Origin of the sequence: Frateuria sp. GZRR35 (genome assembly GCF_051900415.1) — a bacterium.
Taxonomy (GTDB): domain Bacteria; phylum Pseudomonadota; class Gammaproteobacteria; order Xanthomonadales; family Rhodanobacteraceae; genus Frateuria_A.
On record NZ_JBHZGL010000017.1, the window covers coordinates 1 to 12,741 of the forward strand.

The window sequence follows — 12,741 nt, forward strand, 5'->3', positions numbered from 1 at the left end:
GTGTCGGAGCGCACCTGTGCGCGACCGCCATGCACCACGGTCGCGCACAGGTGCGCTCCTACAGGGTGCGGCAGTTCAGCGGCGGTGGCCGCTGATGCGGATCCAGTCTTCGCGCGCGTCCACGCGCAGGTCGTCAAACCATTCGGCGTAGCGCGCCAGCAATTCGTCCTGCTGGCCTGCCAGGATGCCGGAGATGGCGAAGGGTGCGCCGCGCTTGCAGGCGGCGGCGAAGGTGGGGGCGAGCTCGCCCAGCGGCCCGGCCAGGATGTTTGCAACGAACACGTCGGCGGGCGCCCTGGGTTCCTCACCCGGCAGGAACACGCGGAGTCGATCGGCCACGCCGTTGCGTTCGGCATTGTCGTTGGACGCCGTCAGTGCCTGCGGGTCGTTGTCGACGCCGATCGCACCGGCGGCGCCGAGCTTGAGCGCGGCGATGGCCAGGATGCCCGAGCCGCAGCCGTAGTCGGTCACCTGCCTGCCGGCCAGGTCCAACCCGTCGAGCCACTCCAGGCACAGTGCGGTGGTCGGGTGGGTGCCGCTGCCGAAGGCCAGGCCCGGGTCCAGCCGCACGACCACGATGTCCTCGTCGGCGGGCGGCTCGATGTTCCACGGATAGATCCACAGCCTTCGCCCGAACGGCATCGGCTTGAACTGGTCCATCCAGGCGCGTTCCCAGTCCTCGTCGCCGACTTCGCGGAAGGCGAGCTGGTCGGGCTCCAGCCAGGGCAGCAGTTCGCCCAAGGCCTCGACCAGGCCGCGACGGTCGGTACCGGCGTCGAACAGCGCGTCCAGAGTGAGCGTGGGCCACAGCGGCAGCTCACCCACGCCCGGCTCGAAGATCGCCTGTTCGTCGGGCGTCTCGGCGTCGGCGTCGCGCAGGGTGATGGAGAGGGCGCCCAGGTCGTCGAGGGCTTCCTCCACGCGCGGCTGCTGCTCGGCGCGGAGGGTGAGGGCGAGTTCCAGAAAAGGCATGGGTGCGCTTGCGTGCGTGTTGCTGTTGGTCACTGCAGGAGCGCACCTGTGCGCGACCGGGTGCATGGCGGTCGCGCACAGGGTGCGCTCCTGCAGGGGTGTCTGCCGGGTCGGACTACTCGCCGCTGGCCTTCGGTTCCTTCTGCTCGGCCATGCGCTTTTCCAGGTAATGGATGTTCTGGCCGCCGTGCTGGAAGCCGGCGTCGGCCATGATGCGCTGCTGCAGCGGGATGTTGCACTTGACGCCTTCGATGACGGTCTCGGCCAGCGCCAGGCGCATGCGGCAGATCGCGGTCTCGCGGTCGGGGCCGTAGACGATCAGCTTGCCGATCATCGAATCGTAGTTGGGCGGGATTCGGTAGCCGTCGTACAGGTGCGTGTCCACGCGCACGCCCGGGCCGCCCGGGGCCTCGAAGCGCTTGACCGTGCCGGGGCTGGGCATGAACGTGTCCGGATCCTCGGCGTTGATGCGGCACTCGATGGCGTGGCCGCGGATCTGGATGTCTTCCTGCTTGATCGAGAGCTTTTCGCCACCGGCGATCAGCAACTGCTCGCGCACCAGGTCGATGCCGGTGATGAACTCGGTCACCGGGTGCTCGACCTGGATGCGGGTGTTCATCTCGATGAAGTAGAAGCGGCCGTTCTCGAACAGGAACTCGAACGTGCCGGCGCCGCGGTAGCCGATGCGCAGGCAGGCTTCCACGCAGACCTGGCCGATCTGCGCGCGCAGTTCGGGCGTAATGCCCGGCGCCGGCGCTTCCTCGACGACCTTCTGGTGGCGGCGCTGCATAGAGCAGTCGCGCTCGCCCAGGTGGATCGCGTTGCCCTGGCCATCGGCCAGCACCTGGATTTCCACGTGGCGCGGGTTCTCCAGGAATTTCTCCATGTACACCATGTCGTTGCCGAAGGCCGCCTTGGCCTCCTGCTTCGTCATGGTGATGGCGTTGCCCAGATGCGCCTCGGTGCGCACCACGCGCATGCCGCGGCCGCCGCCGCCGCCGGCCGCCTTGATGATCACCGGGTAGCCGATCTCGCGCGCGATGCGCATGTTCTCTTCGACGTTGTCGCCCAGCGGACCACCGGAGCCGGGCACGCACGGCACGCCGGCGGCCTTCATCGCCTTGATCGCCTCGACCTTGTCGCCCATCAGGCGGATGACGTCGGCGGTCGGGCCGATGAAGATGAAGCCGGACTGCTCCACCTGCTCGGCGAAGTCGGCGCGCTCGGAGAGGAAGCCGTAGCCGGGGTGGATCGCCTGCGCGTCGGTAATCTCCGCCGCCGCGATGATGCGTGGAATGTTGAGGTAGCTGTCGACCGACGGCGCCGGGCCGATGCAGATCGCCTCGTCCGCTAGGCCCACGTGCTTGAGGTTGCGGTCGGCGGTGGAATGCACCGCGACGGTCTTGATGCCAAGGCTGTGGCACGCGCGCAGCACGCGCAGCGCAATCTCACCGCGGTTGGCAATGACGACTTTTTCTAGCATCGGATTCGTCCCGCCGGATCAGGCAATCACGAACATCGGCTGGTCGAACTCGACCGGCTGACCGTTCTCGATGAGGATCGCCTGCACGGTCCCGGCGACGTCCGCCTCGATCTGGTTGAACATCTTCATCGCCTCGATGATGCCCAGCGTCTCGCCGGCCTTGACCTGCTGGCCGACCTTGACGAAGGCGGCCGCGCCCGGCGTGGCCGAGGCATAGAAGGTGCCGACCATCGGCGCCTTGACCACGTGACCTTCGGGCAGGGCGTTGGCGGCGGGTGCGGCGTCGGCGGCCGCGGGCGCGGCGGCCGGGGCGGGTGCCGCCGCGACGGGGGCAGCCTGCAGCGCCATTGGCGCGGCGGCGACGGTCATGCCGCCGGTGGGCACGCGCGAGAGGCGCACCACTTCCTCGCCTTCCTTGATTTCCAGTTCCGCGAGGTTGGATTCCTCGAGCAGGTCGATCAGCTTCTTGATCTTGCGCAGATCCATGGGAGTGCCTTCTTGTTCGGGGCCGCGCGGGCGGCCGGTCGGGTCTTGATGGGAAATCAGGCCGGCGCGAGCCGCTGCAAGGCGGCCTCGAGCGCGAGCGAATAGCTGTTGGCGCCGAAGCCGCAGACCACCCCCACCGCCAGGTCGGACAGGTAGGAGTGCCGGCGGAACGGCTCGCGCGCGTGCACGTTGGACAGGTGAACCTCGATGAACGGGATCGCCACAGCCGCCAGAGCGTCGCGCAGGGCAACGCTGGTGTGGGTGAAGGCGGCCGGGTTGATCAGGATCCAGGCGATGCCTTCGTCGCGCGCCTGCTGCACGCGCTCGATGAGGGCGTGCTCGGCGTTGGACTGGAAACTGGCCAGTTCATGCCCGGCCGCCTGCGCCTGGTGGGCCAGTCGCGCGTCGATGTCCGCGAGCGTGTCGCGCCCGTAGACTTCCGGCTCGCGCGAGCCCAGCAGGTTGAGGTTGGGCCCGTGCAGGACCAGCAGTTTCGCCACGCGACACCTTGGCAGCCAGCCGGAGCATTCCGGCGAGGGGCGAAGTGTGCGCGCCCTTTGCGATGTTGTCCACTTCGCCGCAGTTCGGCGATGTTCGACGGAGAACTGCCGCACAAACCGTGCGTGGGCGTATGTGGGCCAGACCCAGTAGGAGCGCACCTGTGCGCGACCCGGACCATCACGGCGCGCCGGGCCTGCCGGTCGCGCACCGGTGCGCTCCTACTGGGACCCCTCGCCCAGCCAGCGCTCGAGCGTGGCCGCATCCAGCATCCCGGCGTGGCTCGCCAGCACCGTGCCGTCGGCGTCGAGCAGCACGCTGTAGGGCAGCACGCTGGCGCCATCACCCAGCTGCCGCGCGCTGTCGGGGTCGTCCAGCCGGCCGAGCAGGATCGGGTAGTTGACCGGATAAGCCTCCAGATAGGCGCGCACGTTCTCCGGCGTATCCATGGCGATGCCGACCACGGCCGGACGATCGCCGCCGAAGCGGGCCTGTGCGGAGGCCAGGGCCGGCATCTCCTTCAGGCACGGGCCGCACCAGCTGGCCCAGAAATTGACCACCACGCGTCGACCGGCGTAGTCGGCGAGGGTGTGCGGGCGCCCTTCCAGGTCGGGCAGCTGCAGCGATGGCACCGGCTGGCCCACCAGGTCCGGCCCGCGCCGCTCGCGCGAGGCGTGCTGCAGCCAGCCGCCGGCTGCGGCGGCGAGCACCGCCAGCGCCAGAATGAGCCAGCTCGCCCGGGTCATCATCTCAGCGCGCCGCCTCGGTCAGGGCCTGCTCGACCAGGCTGGAGGTAAGCACCGTCGGCAGCTTGCGCCCCTCGCCACCGCCGCGCGGGAACACCACGTACAGCGGCACGCCCGGCGAGTGGTACTGCTCCAGGAAAGCGGCGATGGTCGGATTGACGTCGGTCCAGTCGCCTTTCATGTAGACCGCGCCGGTGCGCTGGAGCAGCGCACGGAACGCGGCCGTGTCCAGCACCGTGTGCTCGTTGGCCTTGCAGGTGACGCACCAGTCGGCCGTCATGTCGACGAACACCGGGGTGCCGGCGGCGCGCAGTTCGGCCAGCTTTTCCGGGCTGTAGGCGACCGTGCCCGTATCGGCCCGCGCCGCGCGTACCGGGGGCGGCAGCTGTGCCAGCCCGTACAGCGGCGCCGCGGTGGCCAGCAGCGCCAGCAGCACCGGTGCGCGCACCAGGCCGGCGCGGCCGCGGCTGCGTTCGAACCACCACAGGGTCAGCGCCAGGAACACCCCGGCGACCAGCAACAGGCCGACCGCGTCGGCGCCGCGCTGGTTGGCCAGCACCCAGGCCAGCCAGGCCGCGGTGAGGTACATCGGGAAGGCGAGCAACTGCTTGAGCGTCTCCATCCAGCGGCCCGGCCGCGGCAGTCGCCGCGCCAGCGCCGGCACGAAGCCGACCGCCAGGAACGGCAACGCAAGGCCGAGCCCGAGCGCCAGGAACACCAGCAGCGCGGACGCCGCCGGCGCGGCGAACGCGTAGGCCAGCGCACTGCCCATGAATGGCGCGGTGCAGGGGCTGGCCACCACCACCGCCAACACGCCGGTGAAGAAGTCGCCGGCCATGCCGCCGCGGGAGGCGAGCCCCGCGCCGGTATTGCCCAGCGAGGCGCCGAACTGCACCAGCCCGGACATCGACAGGCCCACCGCCAGCATCACCAGCGCCAGCACGCCGACCAGCAGCGGCTGCTGCAGTTGTGTGCCCCAGCCGAGTGCGTGGCCGGCCGAGCGCAGGGCCAGGATGGACAGTCCCAGCGCCACGAAGCTCAGCAGCACGCCGGCGGTGTAGGCGATCGCATGCGCCCGTGCGCGGGCCGGGCTCTCGCCGCTTTCCAGCAGGCCGACCGCCTTGATCGACAGCACCGGCAGCACGCACGGCATCAGGTTGAGCACCAGGCCGCCGCCGAGGGCGAGCAAGAGCGCGAGCCACAGGCTGGTCTGCAGCGGACCTTGCGTCGCCGAGGCCGGCGGCGCCTCGGGGGCGGTCGCGGTCGGCGTGCCAGTCGCCGGCACCGCGCTACCCAGCTCGACGTCCAGCGCGCGCGTCATCATCGGGTAGCACAGGCCGCCGTCCTGGCAGCCCTGGAAACTCGCCTCGAGCGTCAGGCGCGAGCGGCCGTGGAGATCCCCGGCGACCGTGACCGGCAGGTCCAGCTCGCTGAAGTACACGGTCACGCTGCCGAAGTGCGGATCGTCCTTGCGCGTGCCGGCTGGCCACTGTGGCGTCAGTGTCAGGCCCTGGCCGTCGCGCAGCTGCAGCCGGGTCTGGTCGCGATAGAGGTAGTAGCCCGGCGGCATCGTCCAGCGCAGCAGCAGGTGGTGCGGATCCTGCGCCAGGGCTTCGAGCCTGAAGGCCTGCTCCGCGGGCAGCGGTGCGTCGTTGCCTGCGGCGCCGTGGGTGGCGCCGAGCTTCTCCAGCGCGGCGCCCAGTGAGCCGCCACCGGTCGCACCAGCGGCTGCCGGCAGCGGCAGGTCCAGCTGCTCGGTATGCGGCGGATAGCAGATCTTCGGATCGACCTCGTGGCAGCCCTGGAACTGCACGCCCAGACGCAGCCGCGTGGTGCCCGGCGCCACCGTATAGGGCACGCTGGCCTCGATCGCGTGGTGGTAGATCTCCACGTCGCCCAGGTACTCGTCGTGGTGCTTCTCGCCGTCGGGGAAGGTCGGTTCGCCGAGGGTCACGCCATCGGCCGGCTTGAACTTCATGCGGCCACGGTAGAGGTAGTAGTCGGGCGCGATCTCCCAGTGCAGCTTGAGTAGGCCCGGGGTGGAGGCGTCGGCCGAGAGCTCGTAGGCCTCGGTGACCGGCAGCAGGCCGTCGTCTTCCTGTGCGAACGACGGACGCGCCAGTGCGGCCAGGCACAGGAGCAGCATCAACAACGGCAGGCGGGCGGCCAGGCGGCCGATGATCGGGCGCATCGCGTCTCCAGCGGCACGGGGCGGGAGATCCATTATGGACCCATCACGCCCAGGGCCCCCGGCGGTTGCGGCCTTATGTCTCCTCGACCGCCAGCGCCGGCACCGCGCGCCGCGGACGCACCAGCCCGGTGGTGAGCGCCGTGCCAAGCAGGATCACCGCGCAACCGGCGAGCATGCGCATCGTCACCGGCTCGCCCAGCAGCAGAGCGCCCCACAGCACGCCAAAGGCGGGGATCAGGTAGGGAATGACCATGATCCGCTGCGCGCCCACGCGCGCCAGCACCCAGAAGAACAAGACGTAGGCCAGCGCCGTGCACAACACGGCCAGTCCTGCCGCCGCCAGCCACGCGTGCATCGGCGGCGGCCGGGTCGGCCAGGCCAGCACGGTGGTCGGCAGCAGCACCAGCGCGGCGACCATGTGGCTGCCGATCGTCACCACCAGCGGGTTGACGCTCGCCAGGCGCAGGTGCGAGTAGTGCACCGCATAGCCGTAGAGCACCGTGGCCGCCACGCAGGCGAGCAACGCCATGCCGGCGCCCGGAGCCACTGCGAGGCTGCCCTGGGCCAGCCAGAGGATGCCCGCGAAACCGGCCGCGAGCCCCGCGCCACGCCAGGCGTCCAGCCGCTGGCCCAGCCACAGCCAGCCGATCAGCGCGGCGAACATCGGCGTCATGCCGTCGATGATCGAGGCGAAGCCCGCCGGCAGGCTGCGCGTGGCGAAAGTGAACAGCAGAAAGGGTAGCGCCGAGTTAGTCAGCCCGACCACGGCGATCGGCCACCAGTGCTCGCGCCATTCGGCCAGGCGCCGGCGCGAAGCCAGCAGCGGCAGGAAGCACAGCGCCGCGCCGATCGCGCGCAGGCCCGCCAGCGGCAGCGCGTCGAAGGCACCGGCGCCCATGCGCATGAACAGGAACGAGCCACCCCACAGGGCGCCCAGCGACAGCAGGACGGCGTAGTCGATCTTCTTCATCTTGGGGGGGGCGGGGAATGGGGGAGGACAAGTCTGCCGGAGTCCCGCTGACAAGGGTTGTCAGCAGTCTTGCGGCCGCTCGCCGGTGGCCTCTCGGACCCAGGCCAGGTAAGGCGCGTGGGCGTGTTCGATGGGTACGGCAATGAGTTCGGGCAGCTCGTATGGATGCAGCGCAAGCAGGCGCGTGCGCAGGGCCTCGAAGCGGGTGGCGGTGGTCTTGATGAGCAGCAGATGCTCGCTGTCGGTAGTGACCGCGCCCTGCCAGCGGTAGGTCGAGGCGATGCTGGGCAGGCGGTTGACGCAGGCGGCGAGGCGCTCGGCCACCAGCGTTTCGGCGATGCGCGTGGCGCTGTCGGCGTCGGGGCAGGTGCAGTAGCAGAGCAGGACGGAGGCGGGCATGGCGAGCCATGGTAGCCGCCTGCGCGCAAGGATGGCGTTGGCGAAAACCTGTAGGAGCGCACCTGTCCCCCCACCTGCTGAGCCATTCGCGTTCCAGCCCCTTGCAGGGGCCGGTTGCGTCCGTAGAATTGGCACTCACCATCACCGAGTGCTAACAGCGACCCGGTGATCCTTCACCTCTTTCAACCCGAACTAGTGGAGTTCCATCCATGAGCAAACTGCGTCCGCTGCACGATCGCGTCATCGTCAAGCGCCTGGAAGAGGAGCGCGTCTCCGCCGGCGGCATCGTCATCCCCGACAGCGCCACCGAGAAGCCGACCCGCGGCAAGGTCATCGCCGCCGGCACCGGCCGCATCCTGGAAGACGGCAACGTCCGTCCGATGAGCCTGAAGGAAGGCGACACCGTGCTGTTCGGCAAGTACGCCGGCCAGGAAATCAAGATCGACGGCGAAGAGCTGGTCTTCCTGAAGGAAGACGACATCGTGGCTGTGATTGAAGGCTGATCGTTCGGCGGTTTTGGCTGAGCGCGAGAAAAGAGCGCGCACGCCAGTCGCCTTCGGCTCCTTCTTGTACCCCTTTCGCGGAATTTTCCGTACCTAATTTCAAAATTTTTCAAGGAAAAATTTTATGGCAGCCAAAGAAGTCCGCTTCGGCGAAGACGCCCGCTCGCGCATCTTGAAGGGCGTGAACACCCTGGCCAACGCGGTCAAGGTCACCCTGGGTCCCAAGGGCCGCAACGTCGTGCTCGAGAAGAGCTTCGGCGCCCCGACGATCACCAAGGACGGCGTGTCCGTCGCCAAGGAGATCGAGCTGGCCGACAAGTACGAGAACCTCGGCGCGCAGATCGTCAAGGAAGCCGCCTCCAAGACCTCCGACGTCGCCGGTGACGGCACCACCACCGCCACCGTGCTGGCGCAGGCGTTCATCCAGGAAGGCTTGAAGGCGGTCGCCGCCGGCATGAACCCGATGGACCTCAAGCGCGGCATCGACAAGGCCGTCGTCGCGGCCGTGGGCGAGCTGAAGAAGCTCTCCAACCCCACCGCCGACGACAAGGCGATCGCCCAGGTCGGCACCATCTCGGCCAACTCCGATTCGAACATCGGCGACATCATCGCCACCGCGATGAAGAAGGTCGGCAAGGAAGGCGTGATCACCGTCGAGGAAGGCTCGGGCCTGGAGAACGAGCTCGACGTGGTCGAGGGCATGCAGTTCGACCGTGGCTACCTGTCGCCGTACTTCATCAACAACCAGCAGTCGCAGCAGGTGGAACTGGACGACCCGTTCATCCTGATCCACGACAAGAAGATCTCCAACGTCCGCGAACTGCTGCCGATCCTCGAAGGCGTCGCCAAGGCCGGCAAGCCGCTGCTGATCGTCGCCGAGGAAGTCGAGGGCGAGGCGCTGGCCACGCTGGTGGTCAACACCATCCGCGGCATCGTCAAGGTCGCCGCCGTCAAGGCCCCGGGCTTCGGTGACCGTCGCAAGGCGATCCTCGAGGACATCGCGATCCTGACCAACGGCCAGGTGATCTCCGAGGAAGTGGGCCTGCAGCTGGAGAAGGCCACCATCAACGACCTGGGCCGCGCCAAGCGCGTGGTGATCACCAAGGAAAACACCACCATCATCGACGGCGCCGGCGAAGCCGAGCGCATCCAGTCGCGCATCAGCCAGATCAAGGCGCAGATCGAGGAGACCTCCTCCGACTACGACCGCGAGAAGCTGCAGGAGCGCGTGGCCAAGCTGGCCGGCGGCGTGGCCGTCATCAAGGTCGGTGCCGCCACCGAGGTCGAGATGAAGGAAAAGAAGGCCCGCGTCGAAGACGCCCTGCACGCCACCCGTGCGGCGGTCGAGGAAGGCGTGGTGCCTGGCGGCGGCGTCGCGCTGATCCGTGCGCTCAAGGCTGTCGAGGGCCTGACCGGTGACAACACCGACCAGAACCTCGGCATCGCGATCACCCGCCGCGCGCTGGAAGCGCCGCTGCGCGCGATCGTCGCCAACGCCGGCGAAGAGCCCTCCGTGATCCTCAACAAGGTCAAGGACGGCTCGGGCAACTTCGGCTACAACGCGGCCACCGGCGAGTTCGGCGACATGGTGCAGATGGGCATCCTGGACCCGACCAAGGTGACCCGCACCGCGCTGCAGCACGCGTCGTCGGTTGCCGGCCTGGCGATCACCACCGAGGCGATCGTGGCGGAGCTGCCGAAGAAGGAAGAGCACAACCACGGCGGCGCCCCGGGCGGCATGGGTGGCATGGGCGGCATGGACTTCTAAGTCCCCAGCTCACCGCTGTATCGAAGAAAGCCCCGCCCCGCGCGGGGTTTTCTTTTGCCCGGCTGTTTTTTTGTAGGAGCCCGCTTGCGGGCGATGCTCCTGGCTCGGATAGACATCAGGACAGGAGCATCGCCCGCATGCGGGCTCCTACAAGGCAACGGCGGTGCGCTAACCGGGCTGGGGGCCGTGCGCGAGCAGGTGCGCCAGCGCCTCCAGCGCCTCGCGCAGCTGGGCACTGGAGGCGGTCGAGGACAAAGCCAGGCGTACGCCGGCCCATCCGCGCACGCCGGCGAGGCGGAACTCGGCATCCGGCGCCACCGCCACGCCGTGCCGGCGGGCGTGGAAGGCGAACCGTTCGGCATCCCACGGTTTCGCCAGCGGCAGCCAGCCGTGCGTGCCGAATACCGGCGCACGGTAGCCGTGGCCACCCAGCAACGCCGCTGCGATCGCCTGGTGCTGCATTGCATCCTGCCGGCGCGCCTGAACCAGTTCGTCCATCAGGCCGGTATCCAGCCAATGCGCGGCGATCTCGGCCAGGACGGGCGAGGCCATCCACACGGCGGCGCGCAGGTGCCGTCGATAGCCATCCGCCAACGCGCGCGGCACGTGCACGAAGCCCGTGCGCAGGGCGAAGCCGGCGAGTTTGGACAGCCCCACGATCAACAGCGTGCGCTCGGGCGCCAGCGTGCACAGCGGCGTGGAGGCGGGGTCCAGCGGAAGTACGTCATCGTCTTCGATCACCCACAAGTGGTGCTTTTCGGCGAGGGCTGTCAGCTCGCGCCGCCTTTTTGCGCTCCAGTGAAGCGCCAGCGGATTGGAACAGCTGGGCGAGGCGTACAACGCGCGCAGTCCGCGCGTGACGGCCAGCGCCTCCACGGCCTCTGGCCGTGGGCCTTCGGCATCCACGGCGACCGGCAGCAGACGCGCGCCTACAAACTCGGCCGCCGCGGCGAGGCCGGGGTTGATCAGCGGCTCGCAGGCCATGCCGCCGCCCTCCCCGACAGCACTGCGCAAGGCGACCAGCAGGCCCGCCTGGGCCCCGGGGGTGATGAACGTGCGGTCCGGCTCCGCGGCTATCCCCAGCGTGGTCAGCCACTGTGCGGCCGCCTCGACATGCTGCGCCGCTTCGCTGGTCTGGCCGGCGCGGTCGAGCAGGGCGTGTGCACGTCCTTCGGCGAGCCGTGCGAAGGCATCGCGCAGCAGCGCCGACGCATTGAGATGGCGTGGCACCAGCGGCGCGTTTATCGCCAGGTCGTGCAGGTCCGCGGCCGGCGCTGGGCCGGGTGGCGCGGCTGGCCGTGCCACGACCGTGCCGCTGCCCACCCGGGCGTGCAGCCAGCCGCGCCGCGTGGCTTCGGCGTAGACCCGCGTCACGGTCGCGACCGACACGCCCCAGCGTCGCGCCGCGGCGCGCTGCGAGGGGGCTGGCTGGCCAGGTTGCAGCGTGCCGCTGGCGATCTCGCTCTCGAGCGTACGCAGCAACTGTTGCCAGGTCGGAACCGTCATGCCGCCATTTTCGCAGCTCAGCGGTCGACCAGCGGTACCAGTGCAAGCAGCACCGCGACCGTCACCAGGCAGGCGCCGGAGCCAGCCTGGCGCAGACGCACGGCGCGTGCCGAATGCGCCAGCCGTCCGGCCGCCGAGGCCATGACGGCATAGGCGCCCAGTACCGGCAGCTCGATCGCCACGCACAACGCGGCGAGCAGCGCGTACTGCGGAACCAGCGCGTGGCCCGGCGCGACGAACAAGGGCAGCAGCGCGCCGAAGAAGATGATCGACTTCGGATTGGCAAGCTGCCCGATGAGGCCTTCGGTGAACGGTCGCGCGGCGTTGACGGCGGTGCCCGCGGGCGCGCTGTCGCCGGCAGTCCAGGCGTCGTGCATGGCGGCCAGCCCTCGCCAGGCAAGGTAGGCGGCACCGACCAGCTTCAGCGCGTGGAACGCAATGGGCGAGGTGCGCAACAGCAGGCCCACGCCCAGCCCCGACAGGGAGAGGTAGCACACGTTCGCGAGCTGGATGCCCAGCGCCACGCGCAGCCCGGCCAGGGTGCCGCGCGCCATGGCGTGCGAGGCGGTGAGCAGTACTGCCGGGCCGGGGGTGATCGCGAACAGGCCCTGCAACAGGGCGAAGGCGAGCAGCTTCTCGTGATGCATCGACGTGGCCTCGAAGGGAGCGTGCGCATGGTCGCGGGCAGCCCCCCGGCGGCGCGCGAGGTGTGGAGGAGAAGGCACGAAGTGTCCCAGGACACTTGCGCGGTTTGCCCCGGGCAGGCGCGCCGCCCGAGGCCGCGGTCGGCAGGCTTGTCGGCCTCTGCAGCCCAAGGAGCCCACCGATGTCCGACCCCGGCCTTTGCCATGTGCTGGTGATCTACGAGCCGGCCGAACGCTATCCCTGCGGCACGCCCACGCAGGTGGCCGAGGCGCTGGCGGCCATGCCTGAAATGGCCGTGCACATGGCGCGGCTGGGTGAGGCGGCCGCGCGGGGCGAGATCCTGCTGGGCGGTCCGGCGAGCGGGCTGGATGGCCTGCCGCAGGGCGGGATGGTGGTGTTCCGCGGGCTCGACACGGCGGCCGTGGCAGCGTTCGTGGCGGAAGACCCGGTCGTGCGCGATGGGATCGAGCGGGCGCGGGTGTGTCGGTTCGAGCCCGTGCCGGGGTTGGCGCCGCCGGGCTGACCGGCGAGACCTTGCCTGCGGCGAAGGGGCCCTTCGATTTCGGTGCTCGCG

At 69.6% G+C, this 12,741-nt stretch carries 13 protein-coding genes; 3 read left to right on the forward strand and 10 right to left on the reverse strand.

Translation table 11 applies throughout. The features are described from left to right. Positions 1 to 75 precede the first annotated feature (75 nt). The 8 genes from prmA to cutA form a co-directional block, all read right to left on the reverse strand. Positions 76 to 972, reverse strand: coding sequence for a 50S ribosomal protein L11 methyltransferase (gene prmA / locus ACFWZ3_RS16085; RefSeq protein ID WP_439708692.1), 897 nt, complete (start codon positions 970 to 972; stop codon positions 76 to 78). A gap of 115 nt (positions 973 to 1,087) precedes the next feature. Further along, entirely contained in the window at positions 1,088 to 2,455 is a 1,368-nt protein-coding gene (gene accC / locus ACFWZ3_RS16090; RefSeq protein WP_439708693.1) for an acetyl-CoA carboxylase biotin carboxylase subunit, read from the reverse strand. Positions 2,456 to 2,473: 18 nt separating this feature from the next. Then, positions 2,474 to 2,941, reverse strand: a complete 468-nt coding sequence (gene accB, locus ACFWZ3_RS16095; RefSeq protein WP_439700436.1) for an acetyl-CoA carboxylase biotin carboxyl carrier protein — start codon at positions 2,939 to 2,941, stop codon at positions 2,474 to 2,476. 56 nt (positions 2,942 to 2,997) lie between these two features. Continuing rightward, positions 2,998 to 3,441: a type II 3-dehydroquinate dehydratase gene (gene aroQ, locus ACFWZ3_RS16100; protein ID WP_439708694.1), complete on the reverse strand. Its 444-nt coding sequence runs from the start codon at positions 3,439 to 3,441 to the stop codon at positions 2,998 to 3,000. A gap of 219 nt (positions 3,442 to 3,660) precedes the next feature. Then, entirely contained in the window at positions 3,661 to 4,185 is a 525-nt protein-coding gene (locus ACFWZ3_RS16105; protein ID WP_439708695.1) for a TlpA family protein disulfide reductase, read from the reverse strand. A gap of 4 nt (positions 4,186 to 4,189) precedes the next feature. Then, the gene (locus ACFWZ3_RS16110) at positions 4,190 to 6,376 is read right to left on the reverse strand and encodes a protein-disulfide reductase DsbD family protein (RefSeq protein ID WP_439708696.1); all 2,187 of its coding nucleotides are present in this window, start codon (positions 6,374 to 6,376) and stop codon (positions 4,190 to 4,192) included. A gap of 73 nt (positions 6,377 to 6,449) precedes the next feature. Further along, on the reverse strand, positions 6,450 to 7,346 hold the full coding sequence (locus tag ACFWZ3_RS16115; protein ID WP_439708697.1) for a DMT family transporter: 897 nt from the start codon (positions 7,344 to 7,346) through the stop codon (positions 6,450 to 6,452). 60 nt (positions 7,347 to 7,406) lie between these two features. After that, a complete protein-coding gene (cutA, locus tag ACFWZ3_RS16120) occupies positions 7,407 to 7,745 on the reverse strand; it encodes a divalent-cation tolerance protein CutA (protein ID WP_439708698.1) in 339 nt (112 codons plus the stop codon). A gap of 209 nt (positions 7,746 to 7,954) precedes the next feature. On the opposite strand from cutA, the gene groES reads away from it, so the two are divergent. Together groES and groL are read left to right on the forward strand one after the other, a co-directional pair. Further along, the gene (groES, locus tag ACFWZ3_RS16125; protein WP_231321790.1) at positions 7,955 to 8,248 is read left to right on the forward strand and encodes a co-chaperone GroES; all 294 of its coding nucleotides are present in this window, start codon (positions 7,955 to 7,957) and stop codon (positions 8,246 to 8,248) included. Positions 8,249 to 8,372: 124 nt separating this feature from the next. After that, positions 8,373 to 10,016 (forward strand): chaperonin GroEL, encoded by a 1,644-nt coding sequence (gene groL, locus ACFWZ3_RS16130; protein WP_439708699.1) that lies wholly within the window; start codon positions 8,373 to 8,375, stop codon positions 10,014 to 10,016. A 168-nt stretch (positions 10,017 to 10,184) separates the two neighbouring features. Here the strand turns inward: groL and ACFWZ3_RS16135 are convergent, their stop codons facing one another. Next, entirely contained in the window at positions 10,185 to 11,522 is a 1,338-nt protein-coding gene (locus ACFWZ3_RS16135) for a PLP-dependent aminotransferase family protein (RefSeq protein WP_439708700.1), read from the reverse strand. 17 nt (positions 11,523 to 11,539) lie between these two features. Then, the gene (locus ACFWZ3_RS16140; RefSeq protein ID WP_439708701.1) at positions 11,540 to 12,169 is read right to left on the reverse strand and encodes a LysE family translocator; all 630 of its coding nucleotides are present in this window, start codon (positions 12,167 to 12,169) and stop codon (positions 11,540 to 11,542) included. Between the two features lie 179 nt (positions 12,170 to 12,348). Here ACFWZ3_RS16140 and ACFWZ3_RS16145 point away from each other — a divergent pair, with 179 nt between their 5' ends. Then, complete coding sequence (locus tag ACFWZ3_RS16145; protein ID WP_439708702.1) at positions 12,349 to 12,690, forward strand: YciI family protein; 342 nt, start codon at positions 12,349 to 12,351, stop codon at positions 12,688 to 12,690. The last annotated feature ends 51 nt before the right edge of the window (positions 12,691 to 12,741 follow it).